Origin of the sequence: Salinispora oceanensis (assembly GCF_000383575.1) — a bacterium.
GTDB classification, from domain to species: Bacteria; Actinomycetota; Actinomycetes; order Mycobacteriales; family Micromonosporaceae; genus Micromonospora; species Micromonospora oceanensis.
Map to the genome: position 1 here is coordinate 5,368,164 of NZ_KB911579.1, position 22,173 is coordinate 5,390,336.

At 67.8% G+C, this 22,173-nt stretch carries 20 protein-coding genes and 1 pseudogene; 12 read left to right on the forward strand and 9 right to left on the reverse strand.

Going from position 1 to position 22,173, the window contains the following annotated elements:
* Positions 1–54 precede the first annotated feature (54 nt).
* The 8 genes from SALPAC4_RS0124730 (at position 55) to SALPAC4_RS0124765 (ending at position 8,141) form a co-directional block, all read left to right on the forward strand.
* Positions 55–2,265, forward strand: coding sequence for an iron-containing redox enzyme family protein (locus SALPAC4_RS0124730; protein WP_019872688.1), 2,211 nt, complete (start codon positions 55–57; stop codon positions 2,263–2,265).
* A 26-nt stretch (positions 2,266–2,291) separates the two neighbouring features.
* On the forward strand, positions 2,292–3,494 hold the full coding sequence (locus SALPAC4_RS0124735) for an acyl-CoA dehydrogenase family protein (protein WP_019872689.1): 1,203 nt from the start codon (positions 2,292–2,294) through the stop codon (positions 3,492–3,494).
* 43 nt (positions 3,495–3,537) lie between these two features.
* The gene (locus tag SALPAC4_RS0124740; RefSeq protein ID WP_188116859.1) at positions 3,538–4,674 is read left to right on the forward strand and encodes a cytochrome P450; all 1,137 of its coding nucleotides are present in this window, start codon (positions 3,538–3,540) and stop codon (positions 4,672–4,674) included.
* Positions 4,675–4,755: 81 nt separating this feature from the next.
* Positions 4,756–5,820, forward strand: a complete 1,065-nt coding sequence (locus tag SALPAC4_RS0124745) for a saccharopine dehydrogenase (protein ID WP_019872691.1) — start codon at positions 4,756–4,758, stop codon at positions 5,818–5,820.
* On the forward strand, positions 5,813–6,982 hold the full coding sequence (locus tag SALPAC4_RS0124750; protein ID WP_080640957.1) for a saccharopine dehydrogenase family protein: 1,170 nt from the start codon (positions 5,813–5,815) through the stop codon (positions 6,980–6,982). Before SALPAC4_RS0124745 ends, SALPAC4_RS0124750 begins: the two co-directional genes overlap by 8 nt.
* A 156-nt stretch (positions 6,983–7,138) precedes the next feature.
* Positions 7,139–7,330, forward strand: a complete 192-nt coding sequence (locus SALPAC4_RS27630; RefSeq protein ID WP_019872693.1) for a hypothetical protein — start codon at positions 7,139–7,141, stop codon at positions 7,328–7,330.
* 181 nt (positions 7,331–7,511) lie between these two features.
* A complete protein-coding gene (locus tag SALPAC4_RS27845) occupies positions 7,512–7,787 on the forward strand; it encodes a hypothetical protein (protein ID WP_162562141.1) in 276 nt (91 codons plus the stop codon).
* 69 nt (positions 7,788–7,856) lie between these two features.
* Complete coding sequence (locus SALPAC4_RS0124765) at positions 7,857–8,141, forward strand: DDE-type integrase/transposase/recombinase (RefSeq protein ID WP_019872695.1); 285 nt, start codon at positions 7,857–7,859, stop codon at positions 8,139–8,141.
* On the opposite strand, the pseudogene SALPAC4_RS29045 reads toward SALPAC4_RS0124765, so the two are convergent.
* From SALPAC4_RS29045 to SALPAC4_RS0124780, 4 genes and pseudogenes are all read right to left on the reverse strand, one after another.
* Positions 8,067–8,536: pseudogene (locus SALPAC4_RS29045) on the reverse strand (radical SAM protein); the annotation flags it as partial. The gene SALPAC4_RS0124765 and the pseudogene SALPAC4_RS29045 sit on opposite strands and share 75 nt — an antisense overlap.
* Positions 8,537–9,193 (reverse strand): 4'-phosphopantetheinyl transferase family protein, encoded by a 657-nt coding sequence (locus SALPAC4_RS0124770; RefSeq protein WP_019872696.1) that lies wholly within the window; start codon positions 9,191–9,193, stop codon positions 8,537–8,539.
* Positions 9,190–10,032 carry a metallophosphoesterase family protein gene (locus SALPAC4_RS0124775; RefSeq protein ID WP_204149430.1) on the reverse strand — a complete coding sequence of 281 codons (843 nt, stop codon included), beginning with the start codon at positions 10,030–10,032 and terminating at the stop codon, positions 9,190–9,192. Before SALPAC4_RS0124775 ends, SALPAC4_RS0124770 begins: the two co-directional genes overlap by 4 nt.
* Positions 10,029–10,709, reverse strand: a complete 681-nt coding sequence (locus tag SALPAC4_RS0124780) for a DivIVA domain-containing protein (protein WP_019872698.1) — start codon at positions 10,707–10,709, stop codon at positions 10,029–10,031. The genes SALPAC4_RS0124775 and SALPAC4_RS0124780 overlap by 4 nt, the downstream gene beginning before the upstream one ends.
* Positions 10,710–11,122: 413 nt before the next feature.
* Between SALPAC4_RS0124780 and SALPAC4_RS0124785 the strand changes: the two genes are divergently transcribed.
* From SALPAC4_RS0124785 to SALPAC4_RS0124800, 4 genes are all read left to right on the forward strand, one after another.
* Complete coding sequence (locus SALPAC4_RS0124785; RefSeq protein WP_019872699.1) at positions 11,123–11,893, forward strand: TIGR03089 family protein; 771 nt, start codon at positions 11,123–11,125, stop codon at positions 11,891–11,893.
* A 305-nt stretch (positions 11,894–12,198) separates the two neighbouring features.
* On the forward strand, positions 12,199–12,966 hold the full coding sequence (locus SALPAC4_RS0124790; protein WP_019872700.1) for a thioesterase II family protein: 768 nt from the start codon (positions 12,199–12,201) through the stop codon (positions 12,964–12,966).
* 47 nt (positions 12,967–13,013) lie between these two features.
* Entirely contained in the window at positions 13,014–14,417 is a 1,404-nt protein-coding gene (locus tag SALPAC4_RS0124795) for an FAD-dependent oxidoreductase (RefSeq protein WP_019872701.1), read from the forward strand.
* A 27-nt stretch (positions 14,418–14,444) separates the two neighbouring features.
* Entirely contained in the window at positions 14,445–15,107 is a 663-nt protein-coding gene (locus SALPAC4_RS0124800; RefSeq protein WP_019872702.1) for a class I SAM-dependent methyltransferase, read from the forward strand.
* Between the two features lie 378 nt (positions 15,108–15,485).
* On the opposite strand, the gene SALPAC4_RS0124805 is transcribed toward SALPAC4_RS0124800, so the two are convergent.
* The 5 genes from SALPAC4_RS0124805 to SALPAC4_RS25680 form a co-directional block, all read right to left on the reverse strand.
* Positions 15,486–16,562, reverse strand: a complete 1,077-nt coding sequence (locus SALPAC4_RS0124805; RefSeq protein WP_019872704.1) for an HAD-IIIC family phosphatase — start codon at positions 16,560–16,562, stop codon at positions 15,486–15,488.
* Entirely contained in the window at positions 16,559–17,692 is a 1,134-nt protein-coding gene (locus SALPAC4_RS0124810; RefSeq protein WP_019872705.1) for an acyl-CoA dehydrogenase family protein, read from the reverse strand. The genes SALPAC4_RS0124805 and SALPAC4_RS0124810 overlap by 4 nt, the downstream gene beginning before the upstream one ends.
* Positions 17,685–17,966, reverse strand: a complete 282-nt coding sequence (locus SALPAC4_RS0124815) for an acyl carrier protein (RefSeq protein WP_019872706.1) — start codon at positions 17,964–17,966, stop codon at positions 17,685–17,687. The genes SALPAC4_RS0124810 and SALPAC4_RS0124815 overlap by 8 nt, the downstream gene beginning before the upstream one ends.
* Positions 17,963–18,820, reverse strand: a complete 858-nt coding sequence (locus tag SALPAC4_RS0124820) for a 3-hydroxyacyl-CoA dehydrogenase family protein (RefSeq protein WP_019872707.1) — start codon at positions 18,818–18,820, stop codon at positions 17,963–17,965. The genes SALPAC4_RS0124815 and SALPAC4_RS0124820 overlap by 4 nt, the downstream gene beginning before the upstream one ends.
* Positions 18,821–18,866: 46 nt before the next feature.
* A partial coding sequence (locus tag SALPAC4_RS25680) for a type I polyketide synthase (RefSeq protein ID WP_162562169.1) occupies positions 18,867–22,173 on the reverse strand: 3,307 nt, incomplete at its 5' end.

Here is a 22,173-nt window from a genome sequence, read left to right on the forward strand (position 1 = left end):
CGGACCGCATCGTCAACGACGTGCGCTATTGATCTAGACCAACAGGGGGATCTCATGATCCGCACCACCCTACCGCCCGACACATTCGCCGCCTCGTCGCTCACCCAGTGGGAGTTCTCTCCCACTGCGGCGGACGGGGCGACGAACCTCCTCACCGCACCCGCCGACGCTCTCTTCCTCGGCCTGCTGCGTAACCAGGAATCCGAACCGGCCCTCCTGGCCGCGCGGCGTGTCCTGGCCGCTTTTCTCGAAGGTGAGCGCCAGTCAGCCGAGCCACCCATTGCCGTCAGCGCCGACGCCATTGCCGAGCAGGTAGCGGCCGTCCGCACCCGCATCACGACCAGCATCGACGCGTTCGCCTCCGCTGAGCCGCAGGCGCGTACGGCGGTTCTACGACAACGTGCCCCGCTGGCCCTGCTCTCCGGGTGTTGGCTGGACAACGTCTCGCAGCCGGCCACCCAGCCTGCGCTGATTGTAAACCGCCTATTCGTACACCACTTTGCCCTTCGGGGGCAGGGAGTCCCAGCTCGGTCATTGCCACACACTCGCCGGCGGATGCTCGAGTCGCACGGGATCTACCTGCCCAACCTAGCTGCGACGGACCTATCCCAGCAGACCGGCATGCGTCGACTGACTGCCCTACATGCTGCCTTCTACCTGGCACTGTCGCGCTTTCCCGCAAGCTTCCTACCCGAGGTGGTGGGGGTGCACTTCGCGTTTTTTGCCCTCGGTGTCGACGACCGTTTGCTCCATACGGAGCCGGCGCTCGACGAGTCCGAGCTACGGGCCGTGCTGGCGGAGTACCTACACCTCACCGAGGGTCACGAGGACGGCGCGATGCTGCGCCAACGTGTGCTCTCGGCCGTCCGGTTGGTGCTGACACTCGAGATTGAGCACGTCGAGATGCTGGGCGAGCTGGCCGCGCGGCAGGCCGGCCTGTCACTGGAAGGTCGGGTCGCCGAGATCGTGGAACGCCATGCGCGGTACGCCGGTCGTCAACACGGGCGGGTACGCCTCGGCGACCGGCTGCTCAGCGACGTCCTGGATGATCCTGATTTTGACCTCGCCGCGTTCGTGTCCGAGCTCCGTGGCTCCCGGCACTTCCAACCGCTGCGTGCCGGCGGCTGTCGATTCCTCCGCGCGATCAAGTTCGGCGGCCCAATGTTTGGCGTATTCGACGAGAGCGAGGCCGCCGTCTTCAGGACTTGGGCCGCAGCGATCGAAGCCGGCGAGCCCGCTGGTCAGCTCACCCCGAACCACGTCGGTGACGACCGTGCCGCGCTCTGGACGCAGCGACTGCGCGAGGCTAAAACGGACGCGACCGTGCTCACCGAGCCCGTGGTACCCAATGACCGAGTGTTGTTCTACCGGCTTGTGAACATCGAACACTTCGCCAACACACTGCCACAGGCCCGGCAGCGAGCCGAGCGGGGTCTCGACGCCGCCGAGGTGCTGTTCGAGCACGGTGCTGGGGGCCGGTACACCGACGCAAGCTGGTTCGACTACCACCCGGACGCGCTGCGCGACCGCGTCGATCGGATCTACTGGCAGAAACTAGTGGAGCCGTTTCGGCCACTGACCGAGATTCCGGACCGGGACGCTGTGGTGTTCGGGCAAAAGGTGTTCGGGCTGGGCAGCCTCATTGACGGCACCTGGGCGTACCGTATCGGCAACCTCGGTCGTTATGAGCGCCCCAGCGATGGCATGCTATTCTCGATCTACGCCGATGAAATGGGTCGTGGTGACCTGGAAAAGAACCACATCACCCTGATTCACCGGGTCCTGCGTAGCATGTCGATCGAGCTGCCACACATCCGCGATGAGGCATTCCTAGACCAGGACGAGCTTCCTGACCACCTCTACGGCTTCGCGGTGCATCAGATCTGCCTGGCGTTGTTCCCGGATAGCCTCTACGAGGAAATTCTCGGCTACAACCTTGGCATCGAGATGTTCGGGCTCGGTGAGATGCGCCTCCAGGAGATGCAAAAACTACGTCGCTACGGCTTTGATGTCGGCTACGAGGAAGCGCACTTGTCGATAGACAACTACTCGGCCGGCCACGCCCGGCAGTCCATAGATTTGATCGTGTCCTACCTTGACGACGTCGAGCGGCAGCTAGGCACCGTGGTCCGTGATCAGCAGTGGCGGCGGATCTGGCGGGGCTACGCCTCCTTCGCATACTTCGTGGAACACGAACTGGTTGAGCGCCTGCCAGCGCAGCTTGCCCCTTCCTTGCCAACCAACGATACCGACCTGCTGATCTGACCACCCTGCGCTCCCGGAGGCCCCCTGTGAGGCAACTGCCCGGACGGCACGACGAGGCCCTACTAGCACTCCCGTTCTTCGAACCGCGTCACGTCGACCTGGCACACACCGTCGACCGCTGGTGCGACGCGCACATCGACCTGTGGAGCGACTGCCGAGCCGACACCGACCCGGACAAGATCGGCCGGCGTGTCCTCAAGGCGCTCGGATCCGACGGCAGGCTGGAGTTCCTGCGGCCGGACGCGTCAGACAGCATCGCCGCCGATGGCGACCTTCGGTCGCTCTGCCTGGCCCGCGAGGCCCTGGCCTACGCCGACGACCTGGCAGACTTCACCTTCTCCATCCAGGCGCTGGCTGCGACACCGGTCCTGAGGCATGGCACTGACGAGCAACGCCGCCGCTGGCTGCCGGACATGGCCACCGGAGACCTGGCCGGTTGCTTCGCCGTGTCCGAGGAGGATGCCGGGTCGGACCTCGCCGCCATTAGCTTGTGTGCACAACGAGTCGATGCCGGGTACCGCCTCGACGGCAGGAAGGCGTGGATCGCCAACGGCACGATCGCCGGGTTGTACTGCGTGATTGCGCGAACTGGTGATGGGCCGGGGGCACTGGGACTGACGGCCTTCCTGGTGCCGGCCACGACGCCTGGCGTTAGGGTCGAGCCGGTCGCCGCAATCGCCGCTCGCTCTTTCTGTCACCTGGTATTCGACGGCTGCGTCATACCCGAGAACGCGGTCCTAGGCCGGGTGGGGGGCGGCTTTGCCATCGCGATGGAGCTGCTGGAACGGTTCCGGATGACCGTAGGTGCCGCCGCAGTAGGGTTCGCGCGACGAGCCCTCGACACCGCTTTGGCGAGGGCCCGCAGCCGCAAGGTCTCCAGTGGGCAGTTGTTCGACCTGCCGACGGTGCGGGCGACGTTCGCCGACATGGAGGTGCAACTAAACGCCGCAGCACTGCTCGTCGGGCGAGCGGCGTGGGAAGCCGACCGCGGCAACCGGAACTTTGGCCGACATTCGAGCATAGCGAAGCTGTATGCCACCGAGGCGGCACAGGAAATCGTGGATGCGGCAGTGCAGCTGCACGGTGCCGCCGGGCTGGTCGCCGACAGCGTGCCGGAACGGTTATACCGGCAGATCCGTTCGCTCCGAATCTACGAAGGGACCTCAGAGGTCCAAAAGGTCATCATCGCGAATACGATCGACGCGCAACGCGCAGAACGCATCAGCTGACTAGGTCGTCGTGAATCCGTTCCAGGAGATCTCGGGAGTGTACATGCCATCGCCCGTCGGGGCCGTCGTCCACCCGAACCCGTACCCGTACTACGCCGCCATGGTGGCGGAGCGCCCGTTTCACTTCGACGAGCAACTCGATACCTGGGTGGCGGCATCGGCTGCGGCGGCGCAGGCCGTACTGGCCGCCCCAGGTTGCCGGGTTCGTCCGCCTCACGAACCGGTACCGCAAGGTATCACCGGCACACCGGCCGGCGACGTGTTCGGCAACCTGGTGCGGATGACCGACGGCGAGCCACAGCACCGGCTCAAGGCGATCGTCACCCAGACCCTCGGAGCCATCGATCGGTCAGCTGTCGCCGCGACGGCGATGCAGCGCGCCCGCCAGGTCCTCAACGACTCAGTCCGCACACCGTACGAGCAGTTGATGTTCGAACTGCCAGCCCAGGTCGTGGCAACACTGTGCGGCCTCGACCCAGCTGCCGGTGGTGAGGCCACCCGGCTGGTGGGCCACTTCGTGCAGTGCATTCCCGCCACCGCCTCCCCTGAGCAACAGCAGCGGGCAGCCCAGGCAGCCGCAGGCCTGCAGGAGCTACTCGGCCCGAAGCTCGATGACACACAGCACGGTCTCCTCGGCGAATTGGTGCGGATGGCAACACACGTCGGCTGGACGGACCGAGCACCCCTGCTGGCCAACGGAATCGGCTTCCTGTCCCAAACCTATGACGCCACCGCCGCTCTGATGGGCAACACCCTGCTGGCGCTGTCCCAGCAGGAATGTGAGCTGCCCACCAGCGAGATGGCCCTACAGCGATTCGTGCGGGAGGTCATCCGCCACGACGCCCCGATCCAGAACACCCGTCGCTTCACCGCGACGCCGATCCGGCACGGCGACGTCGAGGTGCCGGCCGGGCAGGCCGTCCTCGTGCTGCTCGCCGCCGCCAATCGCGATCCGGCTGCCAACCCCGACCCCCACATGTTCCGCGCCGACCGAACCACCCCCAACGTGTTTACCTTCAGCGCAGGAGCACACCATTGCCCCGGCGAAACGCTGGCTGTGACCATCGTGACGACAGTCGTCGAGCAGCTACTGAGGGTTGGCTTCGATCCGGCGAAATTGTCCACACGGGTGACCTACCGGCCGTCGCCGAACGCGCGCATCCCCGTACTCACCGAATAGTCCGGCATTTGATCGGCTGAGCCGGGCACGGCTCTGAAAGACCGTATCCGCGACAGCCCTTTCGGCAAGAGAGGACACCACATGGCAGATCAGGTGACCTTATGGGTGCGTCATGAGAATCGTCCGACCGAGCAACGCACGCCGATCACGCCGCAGGACGCGGGCGCGCTGATCACGGACGGTCTACGGATCTACGTCGAGCCCTCTGCACAGCGGATCTTTCCGGCGTCGATGTATGCCGAGGTAGGCTGCCACGTCGCGCCTGCGGGCAGCTGGGTGGACGCGCCGGTCGACGCGTACATCCTCGGGCTAAAGGAGCTGCCGGCTCAGCCGGCCGCGCTGAGGCACCGGCACATCTTCTTCGGTCACGCGTTCAAGGGACAACGCGATAGCAAGAAGCTGCTCCGCCGCTTCGCGCTCGGCGGCGGTACGCTGCTGGACCTGGAACACCTCGTAGACGAATCTGGACGTCGGCTCGTCGCCTTCGGATACTGGGCCGGGTACGTCGGCGCCGCCTTGGCCTTACTCCATGCGCGAGGACGGCTGCCCCGCCCACTCTCACCCACGACGAAAGCGGCCCTCGACGCCGCGCTCCGCTCGCCCGACGACGCGGAGATCCAGCGGGTACTCGTGCTCGGTGCACGGGGCCGCTGCGGCAGCGGTGCCTGCGCCGCCGCAGCCGTGGCCGACGCGAAGGTCACCGCGTGGGACGTAGCGGAGACGCAGGCCCTTGATCGGACAACGCTGCTGCGTCACGACATGCTAGTCAACACGATCTTCACCACCGCACCGATTGATTCATTCGTCCGCGTCGAGGACGTGGCAAATCCAGCTCGGCGGCTACACACCATCAGTGACGTCACATGCGACATCACCTCTCCGTGCAACGCGTTGCCAGTCATCCAGTCCGCGACCAGTTGGTCCGACCCGGTCCAGCGCCTGCACGCCGACCCTCCGCTCGACGTCATTGCTATCGACAACCTGCCGTCGTTGCTGCCGGCCGAGTCCAGCATTGCCTTCTCCGCTGCCTTATCGCCGCTCTTGGCCCAGCTTGCCGAACTCGGTCCAATGTGGCGACGCTGCCGGGGGGCGTTTGAACGAGCACTCGCCCAGAATAATGAAAATGGGGAATTTGCCGATGTCTAAAACGATTCGAGCAAGCGGTACTCTGCACTGGGTCGGTGTAGGCCTGTCCACCGGCAGTGGGCTGCGCGTCTTGGCCAACCGGGCGAACCGCGTGATGTTGTGGGGTCGCCGACCAGATCGGGTTCAGGCCTGCATCGAGCGACTGGGATTACGCGGGCAGGTGCATCCCAACGCCCTCTCCGCTGACGCTCTGGAATCCGCCGTCGGTCCGGGGGACGTGGTGGTGTCAATGCTGCCGACCACCGAGCATGTCAGCCTGCTGCAGCTGTGCCTGCGCCGCGGAGCGCACTTTGCCTGCTCCAGCTACGTTTCTGAGAGCATCGCCCACCTCGCCAAGCAGGCGGCGGAGCGCGGGCTCACGGTCCTGACCGAAGCCGGCCTCGACCCGGGCATCGATCACCTCTTCGCCCATGACCTGATGGCACTGTCTCTCACCGAAACAGGTGACGACTCGGCGGACGCCGTCTTCACCTCGTACTGTGGTGGCATCCCCGAGAAGCCAAACGGGTTCCGGTACCGGTTCAGTTGGGCGCCGCACGGCGTTCTGGCCGCGTTGCGCACCCCAGCGCGCTACATCGAAGGCGGTGCCGAGCGCGTCGTCGATCGACCCTGGGAGGCCGTTCAACGGCATATCGTTGCAGGCGAAGCGTTCGAGGTGTACCCGAACCGTGACAGCCTGCCGTTCGTCACCCAGTACCACATTCCGCCGAGTTGGCGGCTTCGCCAGTTCGTGCGCGGCACTCTTCGCCTCGCCGGCTGGCATCAGGCCTGGTCCGAGGTGTTCGACGTGCTTGCCGACGAGGACGCGGAAAAAATCCGGGAACTCGCTAACACTCTTGCCGCCCGTTATCCCACGACCAGCATGGATCGGGACCGAGTGGTGCTCACCGTGGCGCTCACCCTCAGCGGCGCGACCGGGCGCTCTTGGCACGGAGAATACCTGCTCGACATGGTTGGCAGTGACGCAGAGAGTGCGATGGCCACATGCGTTTCGGTTTCCCTGGCCGTCGGCGTCTGCGAGGTGCTGGACGGACGAACCGGGACTGGTCTGCGCCGCGCCGGCGGCGACACCGCCGAGACCAGCCGCTGGTTGGCGGGCCTGCGTGAGCACGGAATATCTTTCACCCGCCGGATCGGAAGTGACAGAGGCTCCTCCCGGTAGCCCTATCTGTCAGGCTGAGATGAGACAGCCTTCCCGAGTGAGCGAGGCTCGACGGGTAGCAGGAAGAGGATCATCGTAACGCTACCCAGCAAGCCCGGTGAGCAGGGCGGACGGCCGAAGCGTCGGACGTTCACCGCGGAGTACAAGCTGCGGATCGTGGCGGAGTACGACGCGGCGAAGGCCTCGGGTGAGGGGTCGGCGATCCTGCGCCGGGAAGGCCTCTACCACTCACACATTCTGGAGTGGCGGGCCGCCCGAGACGCTGGCGCGTTGACTGCTCTGGGCACCCGCAAGAGCCCGGTGCCCGAGGGCCGGCGCCGCAGCGCCAAGGCCGCCGAGTTGGAATGATTGCGGCGGCGTAACGAGCGTCTGGAAGCGGACTTGGCGCCGACGAAGACCGCGTTGGAGATCATGGAAAGGCGCACGCGCTCTTGGAGACGTTGTCCGAGAGCGCGGACGACACGCTGCGGCCGCGCAGGCGCTGACCGCCGCGTTCGGCGAGTTGGCGCCGGTGGGGGGTGGCCGGGGCGTGTCGGTTGACCGGCCGCTCCCGCGCCACGCACTACCGGCGCCAGCAGCCACCTTTGGTGTCGCGTCCGCTGCGGCCAAAGACGCCTCCGCCGTCGAACTTTCCGCCGCTGAGTGCCGCGCGGCGCTGGAGGTGCTGCACCGCGACGAGTACGCGGACATGTCCGTGGCGCAGGTGTGGGCGAGAGATCTCGACAGCGGCCGCTACTGGTGTTCGCAGTCCACGATGTACCGCGTCCTGCGCGAAGCCGGGCAGAGCCGGGAACGCCGCCGGTAGGCCACCCATCCCGCCCGGACGATCCCGCAGTTGGCCACGACCGGGCCGTCGCAGGTCTGGTCATGGGGCATGATCCGCCTGAAAGCCACAGAGCGGGGCGTGTTCTACCACCTATATATGATCATTGACATGTACTCCCGATACGTCGTCGGCTGGCACGTCGCCACCGGCGAGGACTCCATGCTCGCCCGCGAGGTGATCGATGACGCCATCGCCCGCAACGGCGTACGGCCTGGGTTCTTACCCGTCGATCGTGGCTCCTTGATGACCTCGAAACCCGTGCGCGGCGACGAACGTCTCATCGCGGACTCCGTCCACGATTGTTTCGACCGGAAGGTGGGGCAGCGGCCGTAGGAGGAGGTCGGTGCGGGCCTGGAACGCGTGGCTCTCGGCCAGTTCGTCGCGGGTCATGAGCGGGTCGAAGGTGATATAGGTGAACCGGGTTGGTACCCCCAGTGCGGTCAGGGTCCGGATAGCCAGAGCGTTCTGCTCGGCTGTGGTCTCCTTGTTGAATCGCTCAAGGATCGACGTGACCCGGACTCGACCCCGAACAGCATGCGACGTAGTCCCCGCTGCAGCAGTCCGTGCCACATGTGGGCACGGTCGAGGTGCCACTGTCGGTCGCGGTGCCGGTCCACTACCTGGTCAACCCGGCATGACGACTCCCAGCGAAAGCCCGCCGAATGAAGAGTGTCGGCGACGGCCAAGGCCCGGGACGCGGTATCCGGGTCGCCGCCGATGAACTCTTCCTACGGCACGGTGACCGCAGTCAGCACCATCCCCCGGGCCGTCAGGAACCGCCCGGCGAAGCCGGTCAGCGGCGGCCCACCGTCGGTGCGGCGCCCGTCCACGAGCAGTCGCGCTCGGAACGTGCGGGCCGCCGGGTCGATGGTCAGCTCCGCCTCGACGAAGTCGAGCATACGGCCGGTCAGCGGGTACCAGGCCTTGAACACTGACTCCTTGGCGCTGAACAGCAGACGCCCCCAGTGAATCGACGGGTAGGCCCGGCTCAGCGCGGCGAGCATGGCCGGCTCCCCGGCGACGGTCACCGCTTCGGACACGCCTTCCGGCAACGGCGCGTCCGGCTCGGCGTCGATGCCCAGGGCGGTCAGCTCCCCGTTCCGGGCCACCGCGGCAGCGCGGTAGCCGGCACAGTGGGTAATCGCGCCGACCACCCCGGCCGGCCAGATCGGTTCGCGCCGCGGTCCCGGCAGGATCGGCGCGGGCGGGATGCCGAGCTTGGCGAGCGCTTCGCGGGCACACCGCCGAGCGGTGACAAACTCCCGGCGGCGGCTGTCCACCGCCCGCGCCACCACCTGCTCCTCGCCGGGGAACACCGGCTCGCCGGCGATGTCGTCGAACGCTTCCGCCGAGACCACCGACGGCAGCAGCAGCTGTTCGATCATGTGCCGGGCCCGAGGATCCGCCGCATCGGCCGGGGCGCCGCACCTCGTCGCTTCCACTCCCGGGGGTAGCCCAGCGAGACCTCCTCGAAACGGACGCCGTCGTAGGTCGTCGTGCGCGGGATGTGCAGGTGGCCGTAGACGGCTATGGCGGCCCGGAACCGGGTGTGCCAGCTCTGGGTGAGGACGGTGCCGCACCACTGGGCAAACTCCGGGTACCACAGCTGGTAGGTCGGCCGGCGATCCAGCGGCCAGTGGGTCACGAGCACGGTGGGGATCTGTGGGTCGAGCGCGGCCAGCCGCCGCTCGGTCTCGGCGACGCGGGCGCGGCACCACAACGCCCGATCGGGGTACGGGTCCGCGTGCAGAAGCATCTCGTCGGTGCAGACCACGCCCGCGTCGTACGCCTTCTTCAGCGACTCCTCCGCTGTACGGGTGCCCGGCGCGCGGAACGTGTAGTCGTAGAGCAGGAAGAGGGGCGCGACCGTGACCGGACCGCTGGCGCCCTCCCACCGTGCGTACTCGTCTTCCGGCGTCAAGACGTCGATCTCGCGGCACATCCGGACGAGCGCGCGGTAGCGTTCCTCGCCGCGCAACGCCACCGGGTCGGAGGGGTGGGTCCAGAGCTCGTGGTTGCCGGGCGTCCAGATCACCTTGCGGAAGCGGGCGCGCAACTGCCGCAAGGTGCGCTCGACATCGGCGAACAGCTCTCCGACGTCGCCCGCGACGATCAGCCAGTCCTCGTCCGACTCCGGCTTCAGGCCGTCGGCGATGCGCCGGTTCTCGGCGTACGACACGTGCAGGTCGCTGACTGCAAAAAGGGAAGCTTCGGAGCGCACTATGCGGGATGGACGAACGGTCGGGGCGGCTCGGGCATCAGCAGATTTCCGAGTTCCGGCATGCGTCGCTCGATGTCCTCCCGCAGCAGGCCGCAGTATTGCTGTCCGAAACTTGTCAACTCGCTGATTGCCCGCCGAAGGGAAAGCCGCTCGCTCTCGAGGGTGGCCATTCTGGAATCGTGTTCCCGCTGGGCGGACTGGATTTTCTGCATAGCCTTCTCGCCGGATTTCTCGATGAGCTCGGCCGCCCGCATGATGGCGTCGCTGATCAGGGCTTCGGCATCGCGCCGGGCGTCGGTCACATGCTCGCCCGCGGTGCGCTGGGCCATCTGCAGCACGGCCGCCGCCTTGTCGTCGGTGCGGCCCGGTCGCGGGTCGGGTCGGCGCGCCAAAGCTTCGTCCAACTCAGCGCGCAGGTCACGGGCCAGCCGCTCGGCTCTGGCCTGCTCCTCCCGCAACCACTGGAGGCGGGCGGCGAGGTCCCTGGCCTCGCTCGCGGCGGACGACGGGCTCGCACCGTCGGCCCGGCTACGCAACCGCTGGTTGGTGTCGAGCAGCCGCCTCAGCTCATCCTCAATCTCGGCGAGGAAGGCGTCGACCTCGTTCTCGTCGTAGCCCCGCTTACCGATCGGCGGCTTATTGAAGGCGATGTTGCGAACGTCCTCCGGCGTGAGTGGCATTACTACTCCGCTACCCTTCGCTGATGCGACAAACTGGGGCATCAGACTACTGGGGCGGCCAGTTCGATGCCGTCAGCGTTGTCAGGAACGCCAATGAGTCTTCATTGTGGCCGCGCCTGCCCGGTTGGCCAACTTCGCCGAGGTGTGAACTGGCGAGATCAACAGGAAACCGGCCATAATGGCGATGAGCCTATCGCCGGCGCGCCCGCTAATCAAGCCGCGCAGCCAAACACCGTGGTCAACGCGTTGCCTGCCCGGCGCCGCCGCGGCTCGCATCACGGTCGGATTCAGCGATCGCTCCCACTTACGATACAGTGGACACCCTGACTGGGCGACTTGCCGACCCGGCGATCGGCGACCCCGACATAGCCTCGCCCGAGTCCGACTCGTGCCCGCGGCCAGGGAGATGTTGAATGCCACACGTGGACGCCTCTTCGGCGCCGGCCCTCACGAGCGACCTCGCGGCCGGCGGCGATCGCCCGGTGCTCACGTACTGTTCCGACGTCACGGGGGAACGCATCGATTTCACCGCGCACGCGCTCGGCAGCTGGGTCGCGCGGACCGCGAACATGCTGCGCGACGGGTACGGGTGTGAAGCCGGCGACCACGCGGCGGTGCTCCTGCCGTCGCACTGGCAGACCGCCTCCGTGCTGCTGGGCGCCTGGTCACTCGGCATGACCTTGTCGATACGCCCCTGGGCGACGGCGGGCCTGCCCATCCAGGACGGTGAGCTCGACTGGCCCCTGCAGACGCTGTTCGTCTCGACGCGCCGGCTCGGCAGCTGGCTGGAGGACATCCCGGACGCCCGGCACCGGTTCGCGCTCGACCTCGAACCGGACGCGGGGCTCGGACGGCGTGTGCCCGCGGACTACCTCGACTACCTTGCCGAGGCGCTGAAACATCCGGACGTCGCGCCGGAGCAGCAACCCGCATGGCAGGCCGAGCTGGCGACCGCCGACGGCACGTCCTTCCAGGAATGGATGGACCTCGCGACTGATCTAGCCCGGTCGATGGAGTTGCGCGCTGGAGACCGCCTCCTGGTCGACGCCGACCGCAATGAGCAGCCGGTCAAGTGGCTGCTCGCGCCGCTCGCCGTGGGCGCCTCGATCGTGTTGTGCGCCGGCCTGGGCGAGGGGGGCCTCCAGCAGCGGGCCGCCCGCGAAGGCGCCACTCATGTGATGTAGATCGCTGCGCACCACCAAAGCGGAATCACGCTAATCAAGGTGGACGCCTTGCGTCACGCTGAGGCATCCGGTAGAAAGAGGGAGACTTATCCGGGTATGGGGCACCCAGAATAGTGGGCCGGACAGATTAACCGTTACGGCGAATTGCGCCGGCGGGTTCCGAAATTTAGACGACTGGATGCGCTAAACTCGCCAGTTCCGCGCATCCTTCCTTTCTGATGCGACGGATTCTCTCTCCTAGGAGAAGGCATGCATGGTGGCTGTCCGAGCAACGCGCTGAACATCTGCGCCGCCGGGGTCGGGCGATGAGCGACCGGAATCAGTGGCTGCAGCAGCTGCACGGTGACGCGGCTCGTCCCGCACCCGTGGCCCTGGTGTGCTTCCCGCACGCGGGCGGCGCGGCGAGCTACTTCTTCCGCTTCGGCCGCAGTGCTCCGGCATGGCTGGATGTCTGGGCCGTGCAGTACCCGGGCCGTCAGGACCGGCGCACCGAGCCGATGATCGACGACGAGCCGGAGCTGACCGAGCATATCTTCCGCGCACTGACCCCGTGGCGCGGCGGAGCGCTGGCCTTCTTCGGCCACAGCATGGGCGCGGTGCTGGCCTTCGAGACCGCCCGCCGCCTGGGCAAGGCCACCGGCACCAGGGTGGTCCGGCTGTTCGCCTCCGGACGTCGTGCCCCCTCGCGCTACCAGCCGGGAACCGTGCATCTGAGCGGCGACCAGGCACTGCTGGCCGAGCTGCGCTCGCTCGGCGGCACAAACGCCATGGTTCTGGAGGACCCGGAGCTGCGGGACATGATCCTGCCCGCCGTCCGCAACGACTACCGGCTGATCGAGCGGTACCGCGGCAGCCCGGCGGCGCGGGTGGACTGCCCGATCACTGTGCTGGTCGGCGATGACGATCCGATGACCTCGGTCGAGGAGGCCGAGGCGTGGGCCACGCACACCACGTCGACCGCCGAGACCATCCTCTTCCCCGGCGGTCACTTCTATCTGGAGAATAGTTCGGCCCGGCTGGCCAAGGAGGTGTTCAGCCGCCTGGAGCCGTACGCGGCGGCGTCCACCGGGTAAACGATGTCCGCCATCAACGCATTCAGGTCAGACGATAGGGTTCGCCAGTGCACGAGATCACCCGTGGGGTAGTCCTAGGAACCAGTATCGCCGGAATGCTTGCGGCTTCCGCCCTCGCCCGGCACGTCGACGAAGTCATTGTCGTCGAGCGCGACGAGGCGCCGACCGGCCCGTTTTCCCGCAAAGGCCTGCCTCAATCCTGGCACGTTCACCAGCTGTGGTCGAGTGGCGCCAAGCTCATCGACAAGCTGCTACCAGGTACGATCAATCGCCTCTACCAGGCCGGCGCGAACCGCATCGGAGTTCCGCAGCAGCACATCACGCTCACCGCATTCGGCTGGCAGCACCGATTCACCGAAAGCCAGTACATGGTGTGCTGCAGCCGGCCGTTGATCGACTGGACGATTCTGCAGCAGATCCAGGCCGAACCGCGGATCACGGTGTTGTGGGAGCACGACGCCACAGGGCTGCTCGGCACGGCCGACCATGTCACCGGGGTGATCGTGCGAGACATGGCGACCGGCGCGCATCGCGAGATGCAGGCGGACCTGGTGGTCGACGCGACCGGCCGGGCGTCACAGCTGGCGAACTGGCTGACCGGCATGGGGCTGCCTCCAGTCGAGACGGACGTCGTGGACAGTGGCATCACGTACGCCACGCGGCTGTTCCGCGCGCCTCCCGGCGCCGGCCAGGGCTTCCCCATCGTCACCGTCTACGCCGACTACCGAGTGCCTCGGCCGGGACAGAACGGCACGATCTTTCCGATCGAGAACGGGAACTGGCTCGTCACCGTCTCCGGCACCCGCGGTGGTGAGCCGCCCGCGGACGACAACGCCTTCACCGAGTTCGCCCGCGGCCTGCGCCATCCCATCGTGGCCGACTTCCTGGCCGGCGCCGAGCCACTCACGTCCGTGCGACGCACGCGGAGCACGTCGAACCGGCGCCTGCACTTCGACAAGCTGCCACAGTGGCCGCGCGGGCTCGCGGCCATCGGCGATGCCGTGGCCGCGTTCAACCCGATTTTCGGGCACGGCATCATCGCCGCCGCCATGGACGCGACCGCGCTCAGCGAGGCGCTTGAGCGTGTGAGCTCGGTGGGCGACGTGGGCGCGTTGCTGGTACGCAAGGTGGCCCGGATCGTCGACGAGCCGTGGCTGATCGCCACCTCGCAGGACACCTGCTACCCCGATTGCCGCATTCAGGCGAAAGACCCGCGGCTCACCGAGAAACCGGACCCACGGCAGCAGCAGCTGACCGACTTCGTGAGCGAAGTGGCCACCCGGCAACCGGTGGTCAACAACGCTCTGCTGAGGATCACCTCGTTGTCGGCGCCCTCCTCGTGCATGCAGGAGCCCGAAGTCCTCGCCGCCCTGCAGGCCGGGCCGACACATCCGCGGCTCACCGAGCCGCCGTTGACCACGAGTGAACGCATGCTGCTCCAGCGGGCGTGAGCCGCACACGACGAACGGGAGAACCCCATGGCGACTCAGATCGCACTCACGTCCGAACTCGACGCCTACGTCCGCGACGCCTCCCTGCGGGACGACCCGATCCTTCGCGAGCTGCGCGAGGTGACCGCCGAGCTGCCCGCCGGGCGCGCCATGCAGGTCTCCGCCGAGGAGGGCCAGCTCCTGGCGCTGCTCGTTAGCCTCACCGGCGCGACCTCGGTTCTGGAAGTCGGCACCTACACCGGTTACAGCACCCTGTGCATGACACGGGCGCTGCCCGCCGACGGCGAGATGATTACCTGTGACATCACCCGGAAGTGGCTCTCGATCGGCGAGGAGTACTGGCGGCGGGCCGGGGTGAGCGATCGGATCAGCGTACGGATCGGTGATGCGGCCGAGACCCTCGCCGGCCTGGTCGCCGAACGCGGCGCTGAGAGCTTCGACCTGGTTTTCATCGACGCCGACAAGACCGGTTACCGGGACTACTACGAGCGCGCCCTCACTCTCGTACGGTCCGGGGGTTTGATCATCATCGACAACACGCTGTTCTTCGGACGCGTGGTGGACCCGGCCGCCCAGGACCCGGACACCGTCGCGATCCGGGCGCTCAACACGGCGCTGAGCGACGACCCTCGCGTTGACATCACGCTGCTCACCATGGCGGACGGCATCACGCTGGCCCGCAAGAGATGAGCCACGGCCGAGATGGCGTCAGGCCGACCGGTGGACCTGGCTGATTGCGGTCGCCTTGGCCCAGCTCCGTCTGGCCCGCCGTCTGATCGGCGACCACCGGCTGCCCTGGCAGAAACGCAGCCGGTCGCCAAGCTCACCCCGGGCCGGGTCCGGCGAGGTTTCGGTCATCCGCTGCCCCGCATTGGCAGCCCGGCCAGCGCACCGAAACCCACCCGACCCGGCCCCGGACGCCCCAAAGGATCCCCGATCCACGCCCACACAACGCCACCCCGCCACAAGGAAAACCCAGGTCAAGACCTTAGAGCGGCGAAACCGACGATAAACGCGAAGCTGAGGGCGCGGCCGTTCGGGCGGCGTCCTCAGCCGTGGCACGCCTGGTCAGGTCAGGGCTAGCCGCGGCGCGTCGATGCGCATGGTGGTGGGCAGCGGACGGACGTCCGGCAGCAAGTGCAGGCGTTGCGTGTCCGCGTGCGCCGCCGCCGGCACAGCCGCGAGACACTCGCAGGGCTCGTCGGTGAACCCGGCGAACCGGTACGCGATCTCCATGATCCGATTGCGTGAGGTCGGCCGAAAGTCCGCCACGAGGTGGGCGCCGGTCGCCGCGGCCTTGCCGATCAGCCAGTTCAGCACGGCCGCGCCGGCACCGAAGGACACGACGCGGCACGACGTCGCCAGCAGTTTGAGATGCCATGGATCCGCATCGCGGCGCAGGAGCAGCACTCCCACCGCGCCGTGCGGTCCGAATCGGTCCTCCATCGTCACGGTGAGCACCTCGTGACTCGGGTCGGCCAGCAGCGCGCGCAGATCCGCGTCGGAATAGTGCACGCCGGTGGCGTTCATCTGGCTCGTCCGCAGCGTGAGCTCCTCCACCCGGGCGAGATCCTCCTCCGACGCCCGGTCGATCCGCATCACGAGGTCCAGCGAGCGCAGGAACTCCTCGGACGGGCCGTCGAACGACGTCTGTTCGGCCTCACGTCGCAGATTGGCCTGGTACATCTCACGGCGCCGGCGCGAGTCGGCCGTCACCGTCGCGGGGGTGAACTCGGGGAGTCCGGTCAGTTCCGCGATCTGCTCCGCCCAGTAGCAGCGCACCTCGGGACGGTGGAACGCGACCTCGGCACGCTCCGCCGGCTGGTCGTCGACGAAGGCGATCATGTCGTACGCGAAGTTCAGCCGGTCGGCGATCTCCTGGACCGACGCGGACTTGGGACCCCAGCCGATCTTGGCTAGCACGAAGTACTCGGCGATGCCGAGTGCCTCAAGCCGCGCCCACGCCAGGTCGTGGTCGTTCTTGCTGGACACCGCATGCAGGATGCCCCGCGCATCCAGCTCAGCCAGGGTGGCCCGCGCATGGTCAACGAGAATCACCTCGTCGCGCTCCAGCAGCGTGCCCTTCCACAGCGTGTTGTCCAGATCCCACACGACGCACTTGACGGTTTTGACCTTATCGTTCACGGTGCCTCCTGCAGGTCGGCGCAGTCCGCGTTGGCGAGGACGTGCTGGGCGAGGATGAGCTGGCATATCTCGCTGCTGCCTTCGATGATTTCCATGAGCTTCGCGTCCCGGTACGCACGCGCCACCACGTGGCCGTCGGATGCGCCCGCGGACGCCAGTATCTGTACGGCCGAGGCGGCGCCCTGGGCGGCCTGCGTCGCGCTCACGTGCTTCGCGAGCACGGTGGCGACGACCTGGTCGGGCGATCCGGATTCCCAGCATTGGCTGGCGTTGCGGCACGAGTTCGCCGCCGTCTGCTCCGCGACGAACAGCTCCGCTATCCGCCGCGCGACGAGTTGGTGCTCCCCGATCGGCTTGCCGAACTGCACCCGCGACCCCGCATGGCGGGACACCGCGGTCAGGCAAGCCCGCAGGATGCCCACGCAGCCCCACGCCACCGACATCCGCCCGTACACCAGCGCCGAGGTGATCAGGAACGCCATCGGCATGCCGGCGCCGCCCAGCATGTTGGTGACCGGTACGCGTACGCCGTCGAGCCGGATGTGCGCGTGCCCGGCGGCACGGCAGCCGAGCGGGTGCGGAACCTTCTCGATCGAGACGCCGGGCGTGTCGGCCGGCACGACCACCGCCGCGCCGTCGCCGCCCGCCCGGCCGAAGACGACCAGAAGATCGGCGTACGCGGCCGCGGTGATCCACGACTTGCGGCCCTCGAGCACCACCGAGTCACCGGTGACGCGGATCGTCGTCTCCATCTCACCCAGATCGCTGCCCGCGTCCGGCTCGCTGAAGGCGACCGCCGCGAGCCGGCCTGCGGTCAGCTCGGGCAGGAACGCCGCCCGCTGCGTACGGTCGCCGAGGCGCTGCACGCTCCAGGCCGCCATGCCCTGCGACGTCATCACGCTGCGCAACGAACTGCACAAACTTCCGACGTACGCGGTGAGCTCGCCGTTGTCGCGGCTGCTCACGCCAAGTCCACCGTGTTCCTTCGGCACCTGGGCGCAGAGCACGCCGGCGGCGCCGAGCTCACGCAGGACGCCGACCGGGATGGCACCGGTGACGTCCCAGACACCCGCCTGGTCGGCGACCAGGCGGGCGACGGCCGCGTACTCGTCCGTCAGCAGGTCAGGCATCGCCGGTCACGGCCGTCTCGCCGCGCAGCCGCCGTACGAGGGCGGCCATGGCCTCGACCGTACGGAAGTTGACCAGCTGGAGGTCCTTTCCGACGATCTCGACGGCGAAGGTCTGCTCCAGGAACACCACCAGTTGCATCGCGAACATCGACGTGGCGAGGCCGGTCGCGAAGAGATCCTGGTCCACGTCCGGCGCCACCTTGGTCTTGGCCGTCACGAACCGGATAATCTCGTCCTCGATGGATTCCGTCCTGGCTTGCTGTTCTGCGGTCACTCCGCTGTCTCCTTGTAGTCGTAGAACCCACGGCCGGTCTTGCGGCCGAGTTCACCTCGCCGGACCTTATCGAGAAGCAGCTCGCTGGGGCGGTACCGCTCGTCCCCGATCCGGGCGTGCAGCACGTTCAGCGAGTCGACGAGGTTGTCGATGCCGATCAGGTCCGCGGTGCGCAGCGGACCGGTCGGGTGCCCGAGGCAGCCATGCATCAGCGCGTCCACATCTTCGGCGGAGGCCGTGCTGGCCGCGACCACCCGGGCCGCGTCATTGATCATCGGATGCAGCAGGCGGCTGGTCACGAACCCCGGTGCGTCGCGTACCACCACCGCGCGCCGCCCCAGGCGCGTCAGGAGAGAGAGCACCGACGCGACGGTCTCATCCGAGGTCCGGGGCCCGCGGATCACCTCCACCATGGGGATCAGGTAGGAGGGGTTCATGAAGTGGGTGCCGATCAGGGCGCCCGGGTTCGGCAGGCTGTCCGCCAGTTCGTCGATGGGTATCCCCGAGGTGTTGGAGATCAGTGGGGTACCGGGATCGACGATGGCGGCCGTCTCGGCGAGCACCTTCGCCTTCAGATCCGGCAGTTCCGTGATCGCCTCGATCACCGCTGTCGCTTTCCTGATGTCACTCAGCGACAGCGTCGTGTGCAGCGCGCCGGGATCACGGTCCGCCGGGACCGCACCCATGAGCTGCGCGTGCCGCAGGCCGTTGCGGATCTCGCGGCGGGCGAGGTCCAACGCCGCCGCGTCGACGTCCACCAGTGTGACCGGCAGGCCCTGCCCGGCCACGAGCGTCGAGATCCCGGTGCCCATGACTCCGGCGCCGAGCACCGCGACGCTCTCGTTCTCCGTCATGTCTTCTCCCCGCACATGTCGTTGCTTGTCTTCAGACAGGTCGTCGCTAACGGGTCTGGAGGACACCTCCTCCCAGCCGTGCGGAGATCCATTCGTCCACCGCTTTCGCGGTCGAATCGGCATGCTCGCCCATCATGTTCCAGTGATCGCCAGGCACGTCGATGATGACGTCCGCCGATTCCCATGAGGGAGCCATGTCCGCGTCGAGCGGCTGCCCGGTGCGGTCCAGCGCGGACGTCGCGCGGACGAACAGCAGCGGCGCCCGCAACGGTTCGGGACGCCAGTCCTTCATCAGGTCGAAGTAGCGGCCCATGGCGGTCAGCCGGGTGTCGTCCGGCGCTCCGACGAGCTCCTCGCCGTCGAAGAACATGGCGTTGAACTTGTCGGCGTGCACCTCGAACGCGGGGTTGTCGGACAGGTACGTGTCGAGGAGCACGACCGCGGCCGGGAAGGTTCCGGACCGTTCCAGCGCGGTGGCGACGGCGTGGGCCAGCGATCCGCCGGACGAGTGGCCGACGAGAACGACCGGTTCGCCGGCCGCGGCCTGCCGGGCCGATTCGCACAACAGGTCCACCACGACGTCGTAGTTCGCCGGCAGGGGCTCGGATCCGGTGAAGCCCGGGGGGACCAGAACCGAGACATCGCGGCGATCGCGGAACGTCGCGGCGAACCGGGAGTACTGGTGAGCGCTCGACATCGCCATCGGGGCGGAGAAACACAGGATCTTCGGCGTGGCCGGGCCCCGGGAGAGCGGGACCGCAGTGAGCGGGCGGCCGAGCGCGGACCCGGTCTCGAAGGCCGGCCGGAGGCGTGCCGCTAGGGCGAGCAGGTCGATGCCCACCCGGTACTTCTTCTGTTGCCGCGCTTCCAGGTAGAGCGAGATCAGCCCGTTGTCTTTGGGCGTGCCGGCCGTGGGTGTGGTTTGTTCGCGGTCCAGTTCGGTGCGCAGCTCCCGCAGGAGGAAGCCGGCGATGTGGTTGGCGGTCGGGTAATCGAAGATGAGGGTCGCGGGCAGTTGCAGACCCGTCAGCGTGGTCAAGCGGTTGCGCAGTTCGAGCGAGGCGAGCGAGTCGAAGCCCATCTCGGTGAGCGGGCGGTCCTCCCCTACCGCGTCCGGGTCGGTGTGCCCGAGGACTTGGGCGATCTGCTGGCGCACCAACGCCAGGAGAACGGATCCGCGGTTCTCGGCGGCGGTCGCGGTCAGACGGCGGCGCAAGGCCTCCGGGTCGGTCGTCCGTTCCGGGGTGCGCGCCGGCGTGCGTATCAGGGCGCGCAGCATGGCCGGCACCTCCCCGGCCGCACTCGCCTGGGCCCGGACGGCCGCGGTGTCGATACGCACCGGCAGCAACACCGGCTCTACAGCGGCCACCGCCACATCCAGCAGCCGCAACCCCTGCTCCGCCGGCATCGCCCGCAACCCGGCCCGATCCATCCGCGACAAATCAGTAAGACCCAAATGCCCGGTCATCCCGGAGCGCTGTTCCCACATCCCCCACGCCAGCGACACCCCGGGCAAACCCAACTCCCGCCGGTGCACCGCCAACGCGTCCAGAAACGCGTTCGCCGCCGCATAGTTGGCCTGCCCCGGAGCCCCCAACACCCCCGCCACCGAGGAGAACAACACAAACGCCGACAGCTCCCGATCCGCAGTCAACTCGTGCAGATGCCACGCCGACTCCGCCTTCGCCGCCAACACCGCCGCCACCCGCGATCGCGACAACGACTCCACCGTGCCGTCATCCAACACCCCCGCCGCATGCACCACCGCCCGCAAATCGCCGATCGACGCCAGCACCTCCGCCAACGCAGCCCGATCGGCCACATCACACGCCACCACCGACACCTCGGCACCAGCCACCTGCAACTCGGCCACCAACTCCGACGCACCGTCGGCGGCCATCCCCCGCCGACTGACCAGCAGCAGACGCTCCACCCCATGCGCCACGACCAGATGCCGTGCCACCAACGAGCCCAACCCACCCGTACCACCAGTGATCAACACGGTGCCCTCACCCGACCACACCGGCTCCCCCACCGGCACCCGGGCCCGCACCAACCGCGGCACCGACACCACACCACCACGCACCATCAACTGCGGCTCACCCACACCAACCAGCCGCGACACCTCAAGATCGTCGGTATCCACCAGCACGAACCGGCCCGGATGCTCCGACTGCGCCGACCGCACCAACCCCCACAACGCCGCCCCCGCCGGCACGTGCTGCGGCGCCAACACCGCCAGCACACCCTCACCCTCAACCAGCCACCGCTGCACCACCTCCAACCCCTCGCCCACCACGTCAGCCACCGGCCGACCGGAAACCTGCGGCCCGTACGTCTCCAAACCCTCGACCGGCTCACCCGGCACCACCGGCTGCCACTCCACGGCGTACAGCGAGTCGGCCGACGGCCCGATGACAACCGGCCGCGATACCAGGGAACGCGCGGCGGCCACCGGGGCGCCGGTTTCGTCTGTCAGGAGCACGGACGTTGCCTCATCCTCTGTGGGGCGCAGCCGCACGCGTACGGTGGACGCGCTTCCCCACAGCGATACGCCGTTCCAGGCGAACGGCAGCGCGACTTCGGAACCGTCGCCGGCGACCGTCAGCGATGTGTGCAAGGCCGCGTCGAGCAGGGCGGGGTGAACGCCGAAGCCCGTGGCCTGGCCGTTCAGCGATTCGGGAAGTTCCACCTCGGCCAGCAGGTCGTCGCCGTGACGCCATACTTTCCGCAGGCCCTGGAACGCCGGGCCGTACTGGTAGCCGTGCTCGGCGAGTCTCTCGTACAGGCCGTCCAGCGGCACCGCGTCGGAGCCCGGCGGCGGCCATGCGCCGTCCAGAGGTTCGGGGTTGTACGCGGCATCGGCGCCGGCCAGTATCCCAGTGGCGTGGTGTGTCCAGTCGGAGGTGTCGTCGGGGCGTGAGAAAACCTTCATCTCGCGCCGGCCGGTGTCGTCGGGTCCGCTGACCGACACCTGGATCTGCACCGGTTTGTGGTCGGGCAGCACCAGCGGTGTCTGCAACACCAATTCCTGGACCACCGGCAGGCCGATCTCGGCGCCGACATGTGCCGCTACTTCGACGAGTGCGGCGCCGGGGACCATGACGACATCCAGCACCATGTGATCGGCGAGCCACGGTATCGTCTCCGTCGACCAGCGGCCGGTCCACACCCAACCGTTGCCTTCGGCGAGGCTGACCGCCGCGCCGAGCAAGGGATGCCCGGAGACGCCGAGCCCGGCCCGGGACACATCCCCCACGGGGGAGACGGGTGCCAGCCAGTAGCGTTGCCGCTGGAATGCGTAGGTGGGCAGATCCACGCGGGTGGCCGGCACGGCGTCGAACAACGCCGTC